Consider the following 15,667-nt stretch of genomic DNA (forward strand, 5'->3'; position numbering starts at 1 on the left):
ATGGAGTATGCCCTCGAGCTCAACCGGCTGATCGAGCTGCAGATGGAAGGTGCGGTCGGCTGATGGTGACCGCTCCCATCCACAACGGTTCGCGTGACGGTTCAGCCGAGGAATCATCCACCAGCACGGCCGCGGCCGTGCTGGTGGCCGGGTCCTCGACCGGGTCACCGGTCGGGTCGAAGGCAGGGGTGTCGGCGGGTCGGCCCGACGGGCGACCGCGTCCGGTGCGCTCCCGCGACCCGCAGGCGCATCCGCTGCCGACCGGTCGCGAGGAGGAGTGGCGGTTCACCCCGCTGCGCCGACTGGGCGGCCTGCTCGCCGGCCCGGACGCCGACGCCACCTTTGCCGTGAGTGTCGAGGCACCCGAGCCTGTCACGGTCGAACATGTCGGCGTCGATGATGCCCGGGTCGGGCGGGTGTTGACTCCGGCCGACCGCGTGTCGGCGTTCGCGATGACCCGGGCCGAGCATGCCGTCGTGGTCACTGTGCCCGCCGAGGCGACTCCCGACACCCCGGTGATCGTCCGGTTGCACGGTTCCGGCGGTATCGCCTACGCCCATCTGGTGGTCGAGGTCGGGGCGTTCGCCTCGGTCACGGTGGTGCTCGACCACACCGGGCAGGCTATCTTCGCGGGTAACGTGGAACTGTCGATTGGTGACAGCGCGTCACTGACCTTCGTCTCGCTGCAGGACTGGGACGCGGGTGCGGTGCACGTCGCCGCGCACGCGGCCAGGGTCGGCCGCGACGCCCGGTTCCGTTCGTTCACGGTGACTCTCGGTGGCGATCTTGTCCGGTTGTCGCCCACCGTCACCTATGCCGGGCCTGGCGGGGACGCCGAGCTCTACGGGCTGTTCTTCACCGACGCCGGTCAGCACCAGGAGCACCGCCTACTCGTCGATCACGGCCCGCGGTCGTGTCGTAGTCGGGTCGCGTACAAGGGCGCGCTTCAGGGCGCGGGCGCGCACGCGGTGTGGATCGGCGACGTGGTGATCGGAGCGGATGCGGTGGGTACCGACACCTACGAGCTGAACCGCAACCTGGTTCTCACCGATGGTGCGCGGGCGGACTCGGTGCCGAACCTGGAGATATCCACCGGCGAGGTCATCGGGGCCGGCCACGCCAGTGCCACCGGGCGTTTCGACGACGAGGCGCTGTTCTATCTGATGGCGCGGGGCATCCCGGCGGACGAGGCGCGGCGCCTGGTGGTCCGGGGCTTCTTCGCCGAGATCGTCGACCGGATCGAGATCGAGTCTCTCCGGGACCGGATCACCGCGGCGGTCGAGGCGGAGCTGGACGGGGTCGTCTAGTGGGCGGTTTCCAGCGCGTGTGCGCGTTGTCCGACCTGCGTGAGGAGTCCGCGCTCGGCGTCGAGGTCGACGGGGAGCCGGTATGCCTGGCGCTGGCGGGCGGGCAGGTCTTTGCCATCCGCGACGAGTGCTCCCACGCCGAGGTGCTGCTCTCCCACGGTGAGGTCGAGGACGCGAGGATCGAATGCTGGCTGCACGGCTCGCAGTTCGACCTCGCCACAGGTGAACCCATCGGGTTGCCGGCAACCGAGCCGGTGCCCGTCTATCCGGTGCAGATCGACGGTGACGACGTGCTCGTCGACGTCGGGCCGTCATAGCTGGATACGGCGACATACGGCGGCACACAGCGGCATACAGCGGTATATAGCGGCAGCGGTATATAGGAGACTGATCAAGTGTCGACCCTTGAGATCCGTAACCTCCATGTCTCGGTGGAGACCGATTCCACCGAGGGGAGGGAGATCCTGCGCGGCGTGGATCTGACGATCCGCCGTGGCGAGACCCATGCGATCATGGGGCCGAACGGCTCCGGTAAGTCGACGCTGGCGTACTCGATCGCCGGTCACCCCAAGTATACGATCACCAGTGGTTCGGTGACGTTGGACGGGGTCGACGTCCTCGCGATGAGCGTCGACGAACGCGCCCGTGCCGGTGTCTTCCTCGCCATGCAGTACCCGGTCGAGGTTCCCGGCGTGTCGGTGTCGAACTTCCTGCGCTCGTCGGTGACGGCCGTGCGCGGCGAGGCGCCGAAGCTGCGTACGTGGGTCAAGGAGGTCCGTGACACCATGGCGGGCCTGGAGATGGACCCGGCCTTCGCCGAGCGCAGCGTCAACGAGGGCTTTTCCGGCGGTGAGAAGAAGCGGCACGAGATCCTGCAGATGGCGTTGCTCAAGCCGAAGATCGCCATCCTGGACGAGACCGACTCGGGCTTGGACGTGGACGCGCTGCGGATCGTCTCCGCCGGCATCGAGTCCGTCCGCGCGGCCGGGGAGACCGGCATTCTGCTGATCACCCACTACACCCGCATCCTGCGTTATGTGAAGCCGGAGTTCGTCCATGTGATGACCGGTGGGCGCATCGTCGACTCCGGTGGCCCCGAGCTTGCCGCGGTCCTGGAGGACGGTGGCTACGACCGGTATGTCAAGGCGAGCGAGCCGGCCGGGACGGCGGCGTGACGATGACCGGCGTGAGGGACGCGCCCGTCCCTGCAAATGATCTGAGGACCGGGGGGACGGGCGAGCCGAGGTTGGCCTATGACGTCGAGCGGATCCGCAAGGACTTCCCGATCCTGGCGCGGCGCGTTCATGACAACCGGCCGCTGGTCTACCTCGACAGCGCGGCCAGTTCGCAGAAGCCCACCCGTGTCCTCGACGCCGAGCGGGACTACTACGAGCAGCACAACGCCAACGTCCACCGCGGCATCCACGTGCTCGCCGAGGAGGCGACCGCGCTGTACGAGTCCGCCCGCGACCGGGTCGCGGCCTTCATCGGCGCACCCCGGCGGGACGAGGTCGTCTTCACGAAGAACTCCTCCGAAGCGCTGAACCTCCTTGCCTACGCGATGAGCAACGCGGCCTTCGCCGGCCCCGAGGCGGCGCGCTTCCGCCTCGGGCCGGGCGACGAGGTCGTCATCACCGAGATGGAGCACCACTCCAACCTGGTGCCCTGGCAGATGCTGTGCCGGCGGACCGGGGCCACGCTGCGCTGGATCGGTCTCACCGACGACGGCCGGCTCGACCTCACCGACCTCGATCAGGTGATCACCGAGCGGGCGAAGGTCGTCTCGTTCGTGCACCAGTCGAACATCCTCGGCACGGTCAATCCGGTGGCGACACTGGTCGCCCGCGCCCGTGCGGTGGGCGCGCTGACCGTCCTGGACGGATCACAGTCAGTGCCGCACATGCCGATCGACGTGACCGCGCTCGGGGTGGACTTCCTCGCCTTCACCGGCCACAAGATGTGCGGCCCGACCGGTATCGGCGTGCTGTGGGGCCGGGGCGAGTTGCTGGAGGTCATGCCGCCGTTCCTCGGCGGCGGCGAGATGATCGAGACGGTGACGATGGAGGCGTCGACCTATGCGGTGCCCCCGCACCGGTTCGAGGCCGGTACGCCGATGATCTCCCAGGCCGTAGGCCTCGGTGCCGCGGTCGACTACCTCACCGAGCTCGGTATGGACGCGGTCGCCGCCCATGAGCACGACATCACCACCTACGCCCTCGGTCAGCTCGCCACCGTGCCGGGCCTGCGGATCATCGGGCCGCCGGACCCGGTCGACCGGGGCGGCGCCATCTCGTTCGTGTTCACCGGATCCGACAACCGGCCGCTGCACCCCCACGACGTCGGCCAGCTGCTCGACGAGCGGGGCGTCGCCGTGCGGGTGGGGCACCACTGTGCCCGCCCGGTCTGCGTGCGCTACGGCGTCCCGGCCACGACACGGGCGTCCTTCCACCTGTACTCGACCCGCGGTGAGGTCGACGCACTCGTGGAAGGCCTGGGGCATGTGCGGAGGTTCTTCGGGACGTGAAAATGGACTCCATGTACCAGGAGATCATCCTGGACCACTACCGTAACCCGCACCACCGTGGGCTGCGCGAGCCGTTCGACACCGAGGTTCACCACGTCAACCCGACCTGCGGGGACGAGGTGACCCTACGGGTCAAGGTGTCCGACGGTAAGGTCGCGGACGTCTCCTACGAGAGTGAAGGCTGCTCGATCAGCCAGGCGTCGGCGAGCGTCATGACCGATCTCGTGATCGGCAGGTCCGTGGCCGAGGCGCTGGAGCTGGGCCAGGAGTTCCTGGCACTGATGCAGTCGCGCGGCACCGTCGAGCCGGACGAAGATGTGCTGGAGGACGCGGTCGCCTTCGCGGGCGTGTCAAAATACCCGGCCAGGGTCAAGTGTGCCCTGCTGTCGTGGATGGCCTGGAAGGACGCGACCGCGCAGGCGGTGGGCGGCATCCCGGAACAGGAGGTGGACCGGTGAGCGAGACCACCGTGACCGAACAGGACCCGACCGTGGCCGAAGTGGCAACGGCCGGGGTTGAAACGGCTGAGGTCGACAGGGCCGGGGTTGAAACGGCCGGGGTTGAAACGGCTGGGACGGCGGTGGACAAGGCCGCTGTCGACGACGTCGAGGAGGCCATGCGTGACGTCGTCGACCCCGAGCTCGGCATCAACGTCGTCGACCTGGGCCTCGTCTATGGCATCAACGTCCATGACGACAACACGGTCACCCTGGATATGACGCTGACCTCGGCGGCCTGCCCGCTGACCGACGTGATCGAGGACCAGACCCGCTCGGCCCTGACCGACGGACCGGACGGGCTGGTCAACGACGTGACCATCAACTGGGTCTGGATGCCCCCGTGGGGTCCCGACAAGATCACCGATGACGGTCGCGAGCAGCTACGGGCCCTCGGCTTCAACGTCTGAGTGCTGTTCCGACGATATCGGCGGACGGACGCGGTCGAGCGTGCTAGTATGTAAATGCATGCGTGTTGGCGCGTGTGCTCTAATAGTGCCGGACATAATGGCCGGTTCAGGCATAGGGTGTTCGCAGGTCATGGAGACACGTGACTGGCGGAGCGCCAAGGTGTAGAACCGCCGGGAGTGGTTGATGTACTCCCGGCGGTTCTACATTGGTCATTTGGATGGTTGGGGCAGCTGTGAACCGATTGCCATCGCTGATCCGTACGGACCCCAATCCGATCGTGGATCCGTTAGAAAAGCAGGGAAACGTGCGCCGCGTTCAATATGTTCTCGTCTCAGGTGTTCCAGAAGAATGGGCTGTCCGTCGGCTTCGATGAACCCCCTGCTGGCATAGGGTCCGAATGGCTCCGTGACCTGGACCGTTGTCACATTCTTGTGCTGCCACACCCCGCGCAGGGTCGGCTGCGGGTCAAGGGATCCGACGTAGCGCAGCCCGGCGTCGGTATCCACATGGACCATCACACTCATGCCCGGGAGCAGAAATCCTGGCGGTACCCGCAGTCTTCTGTGTTTTGAGGCGAGTTTTATCTCGACGCTAGTTTCGTCCAACCGCCGGTTGACTGTGGCGGTATCAAGACCGGACGGCAGGCTGCGTCGGCTTATATCAAGGGCCACCCGCGGAAAGTCGTTTCGCCCCCGACCCAGGTCGACGCCGACCGGCCAGAGATCTACGCGTCGTCCCGGCAGGGCCTTGCCCGGCAGGCGATCAACGGGAATGCTACCGAGCCGGCATTCCGGTCCACTGAGCATGATCCGATGAGTGGTTTCATCGATGTAGTCAATGTTCATTGTCTGTGGTGTGTCGGCAACGCAGGTTCGAGCAATGATCATTCGTAGTTTATGCCCACGAGGCTCGGTGCGAAGATCTACCGCTGTGGCAAGTGCCTCCTCGTCCAGCAATAACCATCGATGGTCATCGTGTCGCCACTGTACGCCGTCATTGGCTGCCGCCCAGATCGGGATACCGACTTCTTCGGCAAAGTGATATGCGGGGATGATATCCATGTCCCTGCTGACGGAAATGATCCCGCGGGCCTGGTGCTCTCCATCCCGCATGGCGACTGCCAGTCGGCAGATCTCCACAGCGCAGAGGACATCGACCAGTTTTTCGGTCGGCTGGCCGTCACCGACCTTGCCGTCGTCGGTTCTGTCGGTGAGGCGCCCATCGAGAACTTTTGCCCGTGAGTCCTTCTCCCAACGTTCCTTGGCGGCTCGGTTCTTGTTCAGGGCGTCGACAAACCTCGCGCTCGGCCCTTTGCGGTCGTTGCCATGCCGGACCGGTTCCGTGGCGAGGCCAAAGCAGACTTCCTTGACCTCGAAACCATACGAACGCAGAGCGCCGATCATGCCGGGTACCGTGGCGTGCCGTGGCTTTCCGAAGGAGGTCATAACCTGTCGTCGCAGGTTCCAGGCGTCCACTACGGCCACCACCGGCATCCGGCGTGCTTGATCCGTCTCGTGAAGGACGGGCGTGTTCAGGTGGCGGGACATGGCACCTCGTTCGTGGCATGGCAACAGCCATCACAGTGGATGGTCTTCAAGAACCACAGAGTACACGGGTAATAATCTGATTACCCGATCGCTGCTATCTTTCGGCAGCAAGCGCGGTGGCGAGGTCCTCTTCGGTGATGATTTCCCCGCGGGCCAGTTCGTGTTCGGACTCGGCCAGCCTGCGGACCGTCGTCGCATCCGAAGCAGTCATCGATCGTCCCTTGGCTCAGGCCAGCAGGTCGGCTGGGGAGAAGCTCAACGGAAACGGGCGTTCCACGGCGCACGTTGCCGGGCCCTCGGCATAGGCGACCTGCTCGTAGCGGCCCTGCTCGTAGCGGCCCTTGGCGAGTTCGAAGACGAAGACCGCCGGGACGTCCGGATCGACGATCCAGTAGGACGGGATGCCGGCCGTCTCGTACTCGTCGAATTTGTCCCGTCGGTCATAGGTCCGCCCGAACCGGGACAGCACCTCGACCGCGAGAAGCGGGATCTTCGCCTTGGGATGCGCCAGGACGACGATGTCGGGCTGAAGGACGCGGCCGGTCGCCAGCGTGACATCGAAGGGTGCGGGAAGCGCCCGAGCGGCCCCGGTCTGTGCGCTGACGAGCCGGGCGAGCAGGTGCGCGACCGCGAGCTGATGGGCGTAACCCGGGGACGGGCTCACGACGATGGTGCCGTCGACCAGCTCGTACCGCCGGCCATCCGCCGGAGTCCGGCGCAGGTCGTCCGGGGTGAAGCCATCCGGGTGGCGGGAGCGGAAGAACGTGACGCCGTCGCGGGTCTCGACAGCGCCGATGCCGAAGGGCCAGCGCCGCAGATCGGCGTCGCCGAGCGGCTCGCCGGCGAGACCGGTAAACGGGGAGCACGCCCGACCATCCACATCCGGCTGCGTGGTCGACGGTTCATCTCGCACCATCACCCTGGTCATGGTGCCACTCCCTGCTGGGTTCGCACGGCACGTTTGCTTCACAGCATACAGCGGAGTGTTGCTGACATATAGCACTATGTACATGATGTCGGTCGGGTAGTGCGGACGGGTCTGCGTCTTATCCGATGGTTATGATCCGCTCGCCCGGCGTGCGGAGCCGGATCGGCGGGTGGGAGGCTGTCGTCCCGGTCGTCCGTCAGTACCTGATGGATGAGGGCGGCGTTGAGGGCGGCTTGGCGGGTACGGGAGCTCAGCGCCGAGCACGGACAAGACCACGGCATGCAGGATCGGGGGAGTCGGATGAGATTTCGGGTGGATGTCGCCGCGGACGTGGACAGCATTCCGTGGCAACAGGTGTTCAGCCCTGCGCGTGGGGTGGCCTACGATCTGATCCGCGCTCAGGATGAGGCGTTGGCGGCCGAGCTGCACGACCATGGCTATGCGGGCAGTTCGCTGCGTCCGCTGGGTCTTTCGTCGCCGTGTTTCCGCGGAGCGGGCCGGCGCACCGGTGTGTACGGTGCATCCGGTGACGGCGCGGTCTGGTTCGGCTCACCGGTGCCTCGGGTGGCCGCGGCACTGCTGGCAGGTATCGCGGGCCGTACGGAAATCCGCTGGGGCACGGTTGGGCTGCGGGTGCGGGGTGTGCAGCTCGAACCGACGCCCGATCACAGTTCGGGGGAAGCCGTCTTTTCGACGGTGACACCGGTGCTGGTGAAGGTCGAGGACGGGTTCATCCATCCCGACGATCCGCGGTATGTGGAGCAGCTGTGCCACAACCTGCGGCATAAGGCGGACGTGCTGGGTCTACCCAACGACGTCGAGCTTGACGTTGTTGGGTACGGGCATCCGCGGAAGTTCCTGGTGCAGCATGCACCTCGCCACGGAAGTACCGTCCAGCTGCGCGTACATGCCGATCCTGCGTTGCTCGACGCCCTTTATGAATGGGGCCTGGGGCTCAACACAAACCAGGGATTCGGCTGGATCCGATGAGCGGAGCACCGTATTCCGGCGAGCATTTACGGACGGATATGCTGGCCTGTACGCATCATCCGATCCAGCAGAGCGGCGCGTGGGCGGTGACGACCCTTGCGGGCCGCGACCGTCCCGATGAGGTGACCGCGGCGGATCTCGACGCTGTCGCGGCCCGGATCGTGCGGGATGTCGTGCGGGCATCCATGGCGGCCAAGGACCATCCGGCTTATGACTGGTGGAAAGTCCTGTACGCACTGTTCCCGAACGCGAAACCGACCCACGCGGGCCGGCCCCGGGACGCGGCCGTCCTGACCGGTGAGGTGGAACGGTTCTTCGCCGTGGATCGAGCGGCGGACACGCTGCGGCCGTGTGTGTTCTGCGGTGCGATGGCCGGGACGCTGTGGGCGAAGTCGATGTTGCCGATGTTCGACACCACCAAGTTCCGCAACACACTGCCGCCGGGCGTAGCCGGCTGGCCGGTGTGCCGGGCGTGCCGGATCGCGGTGTGGGCGATGCCGTACGGCGCCGCGGTGACGGCAGGGTCCGCGACCGTGCTGACCTGCGACAACGACCTGATCGAGCGGGACTTTGTGACGACGAACTGCGAGCGCGCCGCCCGGATCCAGCAGGCCGGATTCAGCTCCCTGCCGTCGAATTCCTCGCCGGAAACGGTGACGTTGTGGGCGTTGCGAACCTACGCGAGGCGGCCCGAGACGCAACCGCGACCGGTTGCCACCACCTTGTGGATGTTCAAGAACGACAATCAGGAGCCGTGGTTGCGTGTCACGGCTACCCGCCTTGCGGTTGTGCGATTCCTGCGTGCGCTGCCGACGGAACCCGCCGCCTACCGTGGCTGGCGCCGGCTCGAACGTGCGATGACCCGGCGCGCTGCGGACGGAACGGTCGTCCGCAGCGGCCGCGACGCCATTGCCCGCACCTTGTTCGATCCGGTCAACGCCCACCGGGACCGGCTGTTGGTCGAACTGTTCAACCGCCGTGAATCGGTCGAGAAGACGTCGGGGTCAACCCTGCGCGCTTGGCAGGCTTTATCCGCGTTGTACGTGAGGGAGATGTGTGGAATGGATACGGGTGACCTGAAACCTGTCACCGGACTGCTGGTCGACTGGATCACGGCCGAGAAGAATCCGCGTGGGCGGTTCAACGAGTATCGGAGGGCGGCCGGGCGGACGTTCGCGTTGCAACGCCTGCTGATGGAGGCGAGCGCGCGGCTGCTGCTCGACGGGCGTCGTCCGTCAGACATCACCGGGGTGACCGGGCCGCTGCTGGCATCGACGTCACAGGGGTGGCGGCTGCGAGGGCAGCTGTTCTTCGAGGTTGTCGCCGAGCTGGTCGCGCGTGGCGCCCCTATCGGAACAAAGGACGAATCCGAGGAACCCGATGAGCGGGACGGGCCGCTGGTGGGGTTCGGCCGGGATACCAACGAAGACGATGACGACAGTGACGGGGGGTACGCCTGATGGCGTTCCTGGCAGGCAAGATCGTACTTGCGGTCGAGGCGGGCGCACCGAACAACGGTGCCGGTGACGGGACGACCGGCAGGGTGAAGAAGACCCGGATCCGCGGCCGGGACTACCCGTACGTGTCCGCGCAGGCGTTCCGCCGCTGGCTGCGGGACACGATGACCGCCGCCGGATCGGTGCCGTCGCCGACCGAGCGGGTCGGCAAGGCGCAGGGCAAGGCACAGAAGGCGACCACGGCCGCGGACCCCATCCAGTACGTCGACGACGACCTGTTCGGTTACATGAAGGCCACGGCGAGGTCCGACGACGCGGCGACGACCGTGCGGGACAGTCCGTTCATGGTAGGTACGTTCCTCGCGGTCGAGCCGGCGCGACTGACCGAGGATTTCGGGGTGATGTCCCGGAACATTTCCGATCCCGTCCTGCACGCGCACGAGTTTTACACCGCCGACCTCGCGGCACCGTTCCTGCTCGATGTCCCTCGGGTGGGCACGTTCACCCTGCAGGCCGCGAACGGGTCGGGACGGGCGAACTACCTCGACGAGAAGACGGCGCTCGCTGTCGCGTCGGCGGTACAGGCGGGTGCCACCACGCAGACATTTCGTGATCATACTGCGGTGCGCCTGCCGCTGGCGCCGCGGCGGGAACGGGTCGCGGTCCTGTTTGAGGGGCTGGCGGAGCTTGCCGGGGGTGCGAAAAAGGCGTTGCACTACGGTGACCGCGTCCCGGCGTTGCTTGTGATGGTGCCGATGGCAGGTGGGGTGAACCCACTCGGTTTCGTGATCGACGGCGCGGCGGACGGCACCGGTCTTCAGGTCCGCGGTGACGTGCTCCGCGGGGAACTGGCCGCGTGGCAGGGCGAATGGGAACCGCCCGTGCTCGTCGGCTGGCGGCCGGGTTTTCGGGACGTCCTGCGTAAGCAGTTCGAAGCCGACCTCGCCGAGGAGATCACCGCCGGCACAGTTGTGATCGATCATCCGCGGACGGTGCTCCTGGCGTTGGCCGCACGGGTCCGCTCCGGGCAGCACGACGCCTGGTTCGACGACCCGGCCCGGTGACCACGGTGGCCGATCCCCGGGACTCGATCGGGGCGCTGCGGGTCGAGCTGTTCGCGCCGGTCGCGTCGTTTCGCGACCCGATGTTTCCCGGGGTCACCCGATGCCTTCCCGTGCCCGCTTTGTCGACGGTGCGGGGGATGCTGGCGGCGGCCACCGGCCGGCCCGAGGAGCCGGTCCGGCTGGGGATGGCGGCCAGCGCCGCCGGTGAGGCTACCGATCTGGAGACCTATCATCCGATTGCCGCGGACGGGAGCAACCCCGCGATCGGCGGCCGGGTCCGCCCGGGCAAGGGTGGTGCCACCGTCCGGGAACGGCCGTTCCTCGCCGGTGTCCGTGTGATCTTGTGGATTCCGGGTGCGGACGGCCGCCGGATTGAGGCCGCGCTGCGTCGCCCGACCTGGGGGTTGCGGCTGGGCCGGTCCCAGGACCTGGTCCACCTGCATGGCCGACCCTGCTGGACGGTGCTGCACCCCGCAGGCAAGGCCGTCGTCGGTCATGCCCTGGCCCCGCTGGACGGGCACGGCGCGCCCGAGGCGGTGTCGATCCGGCTCGCCGAAACCGTGAGTACCGACCGGTTCCGCACCGAATACGGCTCCTTCCTGTGGTGCCCGACACCGGCGGGGTACCAGGAGGTTCGCGGTGCCTACCGCGACGAGGGCACCGGCGAGGCGGTCTGGCTCCATGGCGCGGACAGCGCGGACAGCGTCGCTGGCGCGGACAGGGCGGCCGGCGCGGACAGGGCCGACAGCGCCGGTGGTCACGGCGAGCTCGACCAGGTGCTCGCGAAGTCCGCGACCGGCTCCGCGCACGGCCAGCCGGAGCTGTTGACCGAGCATTCGGCTGTGGTACGCGACGCCGCTCGCGCGGTCGCCGACCGTATCGGCCCGGCCGGGCCGATCGCCGCCGAACCACGCTTCTGGACGTGGGTGGAGCACGCGGCCCTGCTGCACGACGCCGGTAAGATCGCCGCCGGTTTCCAACGGCAGCTGCGGGTGCGCAAGGCGTCGTGGGGCGAACGGCACGAGGTGTTCTCCTTGGCCTATGTGGACCTGCTCACCGCCGGCCAGCCCGATCATGATCGGCTCATGACCGCGACGGGCGTCGCCTTCCATCACAAGCCGCTGACGGTCAGCGGTGGCCTCGGCGACGGCCTGGCCGACAGGTACCCGTACGACGGCGGCTGGGAACGCCGGTTCGGCCGCAACCCGGACGCGTTCGGCGACGAACCCCGCATCCAGGTCACCCCGGCGCGGCACGCCGAGCTGCTCGCCTGGTTCGCCGGCCAGCTTTCGGCGGCCTTGCCGGCGCCGGACGGCCGGCGCCTGTGGCAGCGGGCCCGGGACCTGTTCGCCGTGACGCAGGACGCCTGGATCGACGCGGTCACTCCGGATGCGGGCCTGCTGGCGGTGCTGCTGCAGGGCGCGGTCACCCTGGCCGATCATTCCGGGTCCGCCCATGTGCCGCTGCAACGGCACATGCCTCTACCGCGGCACTTCCTCGACCGGCTGGCCACGCCGTATGATCATCAGCGGCGGGCCGCGGCGACCGCCGGGCATCTGGTCCTGACCGCGCCGACCGGCAGCGGCAAGACCGAAGCAGGCCTGGCCTGGGCGTCCACCCAGCTCGCGACGATGCCGGGGCGACCACGACTGATCTGGGTGCTGCCCTACCGGGCGTCCATCGACGCGGCCGTCGACCGGTTCACCCTCGGGCTCGATCCGCCACCGGGCGAGGACCGGCCTGACATCGGGGTGCTGCACTCCACCGCCGCCCGCACCCTGCTCACCCGGGCCGTGGCGGAGGACTGCGCCCCCAGCGTCGAGGATGCCCGTAAGGCTCGCGCCCGCGCGGGGGCGATGCGGCTGTTCGCGCAGCGGGTACGCGTCGCCACCCCGCACCAGCTGCTGCGGGCGGCGATCGCCGGGCCGCGGTACTCCGCGGTGCTGCTGGAGCAGGCAAACGCCTTGTTCGTCCTGGACGAACTGCATGCCTACGATCCGGTCACCTTCGGCCGGATCTGCGCGGCGCTGCAGCTGTGGGCGCGACTCGGGAGTCGGATCGCGGTGCTGTCCGCCACCCTCGCTCCACCGATGATCGAGCTGGTCGAAGAGAGCCTCCTGGTCGAAGAGAGCCTCCTGGTCGGGGACAGCCTCGGTCAACCGGTGACGGTCGTGCACGCTGCCCCGGGCACCGCGCCGGACCGCCATCGGCTCGTCCTCGACGACGAGCCGATCACCTCGCCGGCGAGCCTGGCGGCCATCACCGGCTGGTTGGTGGAGGGGCGCAGCGTCCTGGTCGTGGCCAATACCGTCCGCACCGCTCAGGCTCTGTTCGATGCGCTGGCACCGGCCGTCCGCGACGTTCATCCAGGTGACGATGACGCGGCCCTGCTGCTGCACTCTCGGTTCAAGGCCCGCGACCGCGCCGCGATCGAACAGCGAATCCGCGCCCGGTATCCCGAGCGGGGGCCAGGCGAGCCGGCGGTGCGGGAGGGGCGCGGCGGGCTCGTCGTGTCGACCCAGGTGCTGGAGGTCTCGCTGTGCCTGGACTTCGACCGCGGGGTCAGCGAACTCGCCCCGATCGAAGCGGTCGCCCAACGCGCCGGCCGAGTCAACCGGCGCGGATGCCATCCGGACGGGCCTGTCGAGTTCCGCGTTCACGCGGTATCCGCCCACCTGCCCTACGAGGAGGAGGCGTTGGGCGCGGCATGGGCAGCCATGCAACGCACCGTGACCGGCGATCCGAGGATCTCGGAGCACACCATCGACGCGTGGCTGGCGGACGTCTACGCCACGGATTGGGGCCAGCGGTGGGCACAGACCGCGCGTGAGGCGCGCGAGGAGTTCAGCGCCGCATTCCTGACCTTCTGCAAACCCTTCGAGGACCGCAGCGAGTTCGCCGAACGCCTCGACGAGGGCTTCGACACCATGCATGTTCTGCACAAAGACGACGTAGACGAATATCGGACGTTGTCGGACAAACGCGACGGTGACCCGTTACTCGCCGAAGGGCTGCTCATCCCCATCCGGTTCGGGCAGTATGCCGGGCTGGTGCGTGACCAGCGTGCCCACCTCGACCGGGCACTGAAACTGGCCGTGGTCGACCTCCCGTACACGTCGGATGCGGGGCTGGAGCTGACCGCCGGCCAGGATGGCGGCGGTCGTGAACCGGCCGTGCCCGTGGACACCGTCCTGTGAGCGATGTTGGCAAGGCTGTGAGCGACACCGCCGATGGCGGGCTCGGCGGGGTTCACATCAAATACCTGCTGCACTGCCCACGTCAGCTCTGGCTCTACATGCGCGGCTACCGTCCGGAGGCTTCCAGCGAGCTGGTCGCCTTCGGTGAGGTTGTGGATGACACCACCTACACCCGCCGTCGCGACATCGACCTCGGCGAGGCGAAGATCGACTGGGTCACCACCGGCGCGGTCGTCCACGAGACCAAGTCCTCCCGCGCCCCGTCAGCCGACCATGAGGCCCAGGTCCGCCATTACTGCCTGCTCCTGGAACGGCGCGGGGTCCACGTGCGTGGCGGGACCGTCCACTACCCGCTGATCCGCCGGACTGTCACCGTGATCTGGGACGACCAGGCCCGTGCCACCGCGCTGGACGCCGAGCGGCAGGCCCGAGCCGTCATCGCCGCGCCGTCGATACCGCCACGGCTGGAGCGCCGCCGGTGCCGCGGCTGTTCCTATATCGACTACTGCTGGGGGTAAGGTATGATCAACAATTGTCGGACATCCTGGCGCCAGGCATGAGCGCGGCCGGCCGTACCTACTGGCTGACCGAACCGTGCCGCATCCGCCGTGAGGACAACAGCCTGCGCATCGAACGGGCCGACACCAGCCCCATCCACGTCCCGATCACCGACGTCCGTGACCTGGTGACCTTCGACCACGTCGACATCAACACCGCGGCGGTGTCGCTGCTGGGCCGGCACGGTGTGATGGTCCACATCCTGGACCACTACGGCAACTATGCGGGCGCCGTGACACCGGATGAGGACATGTCGTCGGCTCAGGTGGTCCGCTGCCAGGTTGCCCTCACCGCGGACCCGGAGCGACGGGTCGCCGTCGCCCGCTCGCTGGTAGCCACGACCGCGGCGAATGTGCGCTGGGCGCTGGACACCGAACATCTCGATCGCGCCCTGGATACCCTTACCGCCCAGCTCCCGGACTGTCACAGTGCTGAGCAGCTCATGGGCGCCGAGGGGAACTTCCGCCGGACGGCCTGGGGCGTGTTCGACACGATCCTGCCCGCCTGGCTGCGCCTCGACGGCCGTACCCGCCGCCCGCCGAGCAACGCCGGGAACGCCTTCATCAGTTACGTCAACAGCATCGTCTACGCCCGCCTCCTCACTGCCATCCGCTGCACTCCGTTACACCCGGCGCTCGGGTTTCTGCACGCCGACACCGACCGCCGCCGCAACACCCTCGCCCTGGACCTGGCTGAACCGTTCAAGCCGCTGTTCGCCGAACGCCTGCTGCGTCGCGCCGCCGCGCAGAAAACCCTGCGTCCCTCCGATTTCGAAAGCGACGTCGGCAAGGCCTCGCTCAGCCGTGACGGCCGTAAGAAGGTCGCCACGATGATCCGGGAAGAGCTCGCCACGACCGTCTACCACCGGACGTTGCGCCGCAAGGTCTCCTACGAAGAGCTCATCCACTTCGAGGCCCTCAAGATTGTTCGCCTCTGTCTGGAGGACACGCCCTACAAGCCGTTCCGGCCCTGGTGGTGACCCGTGTTCGTCGTGCTCGTCTATGACACCGCAGCCGAACGTAACCCCGTCGTCCTCAAGACCTGCCGCAAGTAGCTGAACTGGACACAGCGCAGCGTGTTCGAAGGGGAGCTGTCCGCCGCGCAGTACCGAGCGCTTCTCGCGGCCCTTCGCGCCCATCTTGATCTCGACTATGACAGCATCCGGGTCTACCGGACGCGGTCGCCGC

The 15,667-nt window shown here is 67.7% G+C and carries 15 protein-coding genes and 1 pseudogene; 14 read left to right on the forward strand and 2 right to left on the reverse strand.

What is annotated here, in order from left to right; all coding sequences use genetic code 11:
* From U9977_RS26980 to U9977_RS13925, 7 genes are all read left to right on the forward strand, one after another.
* On the forward strand, nucleotides 1–63 hold a 63-nt coding region (locus tag U9977_RS26980; RefSeq protein ID WP_255360424.1), incomplete at its 5' end, for a hypothetical protein.
* A complete protein-coding gene (gene sufD, locus U9977_RS13900) occupies nucleotides 63–1,307 on the forward strand; it encodes a Fe-S cluster assembly protein SufD (RefSeq protein WP_322749669.1) in 1,245 nt (414 codons plus the stop codon). The genes U9977_RS26980 and sufD, both read left to right, overlap by 1 nt.
* Complete coding sequence (locus tag U9977_RS13905; protein ID WP_322749670.1) at nucleotides 1,307–1,624, forward strand: non-heme iron oxygenase ferredoxin subunit; 318 nt, start codon at nucleotides 1,307–1,309, stop codon at nucleotides 1,622–1,624. The genes sufD and U9977_RS13905 overlap by 1 nt, the downstream gene beginning before the upstream one ends.
* Nucleotides 1,625–1,702: 78 nt before the next feature.
* A complete protein-coding gene (gene sufC / locus U9977_RS13910; protein WP_322749671.1) occupies nucleotides 1,703–2,482 on the forward strand; it encodes a Fe-S cluster assembly ATPase SufC in 780 nt (259 codons plus the stop codon).
* Between the two features lie 41 nt (nucleotides 2,483–2,523).
* Nucleotides 2,524–3,831, forward strand: a complete 1,308-nt coding sequence (locus tag U9977_RS13915) for a cysteine desulfurase (RefSeq protein WP_322749681.1) — start codon at nucleotides 2,524–2,526, stop codon at nucleotides 3,829–3,831.
* Complete coding sequence (sufU, locus tag U9977_RS13920) at nucleotides 3,828–4,289, forward strand: Fe-S cluster assembly sulfur transfer protein SufU (protein ID WP_322749672.1); 462 nt, start codon at nucleotides 3,828–3,830, stop codon at nucleotides 4,287–4,289. Before U9977_RS13915 ends, sufU begins: the two co-directional genes overlap by 4 nt.
* Nucleotides 4,286–4,738, forward strand: a complete 453-nt coding sequence (locus U9977_RS13925) for a metal-sulfur cluster assembly factor (protein WP_416210606.1) — start codon at nucleotides 4,286–4,288, stop codon at nucleotides 4,736–4,738. Before sufU ends, U9977_RS13925 begins: the two co-directional genes overlap by 4 nt.
* A 210-nt stretch (nucleotides 4,739–4,948) precedes the next feature.
* On the opposite strand, the gene U9977_RS13930 is transcribed toward U9977_RS13925, so the two are convergent.
* On the reverse strand, nucleotides 4,949–6,286 hold the full coding sequence (locus tag U9977_RS13930) for a hypothetical protein (RefSeq protein ID WP_322749673.1): 1,338 nt from the start codon (nucleotides 6,284–6,286) through the stop codon (nucleotides 4,949–4,951).
* Between the two features lie 226 nt (nucleotides 6,287–6,512).
* Nucleotides 6,513–7,214, reverse strand: a complete 702-nt coding sequence (locus tag U9977_RS13935; RefSeq protein ID WP_322749674.1) for a Uma2 family endonuclease — start codon at nucleotides 7,212–7,214, stop codon at nucleotides 6,513–6,515.
* A 300-nt stretch (nucleotides 7,215–7,514) separates the two neighbouring features.
* Between U9977_RS13935 and cas6 the strand changes: the two genes are divergently transcribed.
* The 7 genes and pseudogenes from cas6 to cas2 form a co-directional block, all read left to right on the forward strand.
* On the forward strand, nucleotides 7,515–8,204 hold the full coding sequence (gene cas6 / locus U9977_RS13940; protein WP_322749675.1) for a CRISPR-associated endoribonuclease Cas6: 690 nt from the start codon (nucleotides 7,515–7,517) through the stop codon (nucleotides 8,202–8,204).
* A complete protein-coding gene (locus U9977_RS13945) occupies nucleotides 8,201–9,664 on the forward strand; it encodes a hypothetical protein (RefSeq protein ID WP_322749676.1) in 1,464 nt (487 codons plus the stop codon). The genes cas6 and U9977_RS13945 overlap by 4 nt, the downstream gene beginning before the upstream one ends.
* The gene (gene cas7i / locus U9977_RS13950) at nucleotides 9,664–10,725 is read left to right on the forward strand and encodes a type I-B CRISPR-associated protein Cas7/Cst2/DevR (protein ID WP_322749677.1); all 1,062 of its coding nucleotides are present in this window, start codon (nucleotides 9,664–9,666) and stop codon (nucleotides 10,723–10,725) included. The genes U9977_RS13945 and cas7i overlap by 1 nt, the downstream gene beginning before the upstream one ends.
* Nucleotides 10,726–10,730: 5 nt before the next feature.
* Nucleotides 10,731–13,922: a CRISPR-associated helicase Cas3' gene (gene cas3, locus U9977_RS13955; RefSeq protein WP_416210607.1), complete on the forward strand. Its 3,192-nt coding sequence runs from the start codon at nucleotides 10,731–10,733 to the stop codon at nucleotides 13,920–13,922.
* Entirely contained in the window at nucleotides 13,919–14,440 is a 522-nt protein-coding gene (locus U9977_RS13960) for a CRISPR-associated protein Cas4 (protein ID WP_322749679.1), read from the forward strand. The genes cas3 and U9977_RS13960 overlap by 4 nt, the downstream gene beginning before the upstream one ends.
* A 38-nt stretch (nucleotides 14,441–14,478) precedes the next feature.
* A complete protein-coding gene (gene cas1b / locus U9977_RS13965; RefSeq protein WP_322749680.1) occupies nucleotides 14,479–15,459 on the forward strand; it encodes a type I-B CRISPR-associated endonuclease Cas1b in 981 nt (326 codons plus the stop codon).
* A 3-nt stretch (nucleotides 15,460–15,462) separates the two neighbouring features.
* Nucleotides 15,463–15,667, forward strand: a pseudogene (gene cas2, locus U9977_RS13970) (CRISPR-associated endonuclease Cas2); the annotation flags it as partial.

Source organism: Protofrankia sp. Cas8, from assembly GCF_963555845.1.
Classification (GTDB): domain Bacteria; phylum Actinomycetota; class Actinomycetes; order Frankiales; family Frankiaceae; genus Protofrankia.

What these genes read in the sequence shown, in the direction of transcription:
- sufD (WP_322749669.1), top strand. Translation starts at nt 63, where the DNA reads ATGGTGACCGCTCCCATCCACAACGGTTCGCGTGACGGTTCAGCCGAG.
- U9977_RS13930 (WP_322749673.1), bottom strand. Translation starts at nt 6,286, where the DNA reads ATGTCCCGCCACCTGAACACGCCCGTCCTTCACGAGACGGATCAAGCA.
- U9977_RS13935 (WP_322749674.1), bottom strand. Translation starts at nt 7,214, where the DNA reads ATGACCAGGGTGATGGTGCGAGATGAACCGTCGACCACGCAGCCGGAT.
- cas6 (WP_322749675.1), top strand. Translation starts at nt 7,515, where the DNA reads ATGAGATTTCGGGTGGATGTCGCCGCGGACGTGGACAGCATTCCGTGG.
- U9977_RS13945 (WP_322749676.1), top strand. Translation starts at nt 8,201, where the DNA reads ATGAGCGGAGCACCGTATTCCGGCGAGCATTTACGGACGGATATGCTG.
- cas7i (WP_322749677.1), top strand. Translation starts at nt 9,664, where the DNA reads ATGGCGTTCCTGGCAGGCAAGATCGTACTTGCGGTCGAGGCGGGCGCA.
- cas1b (WP_322749680.1), top strand. Translation starts at nt 14,479, where the DNA reads ATGAGCGCGGCCGGCCGTACCTACTGGCTGACCGAACCGTGCCGCATC.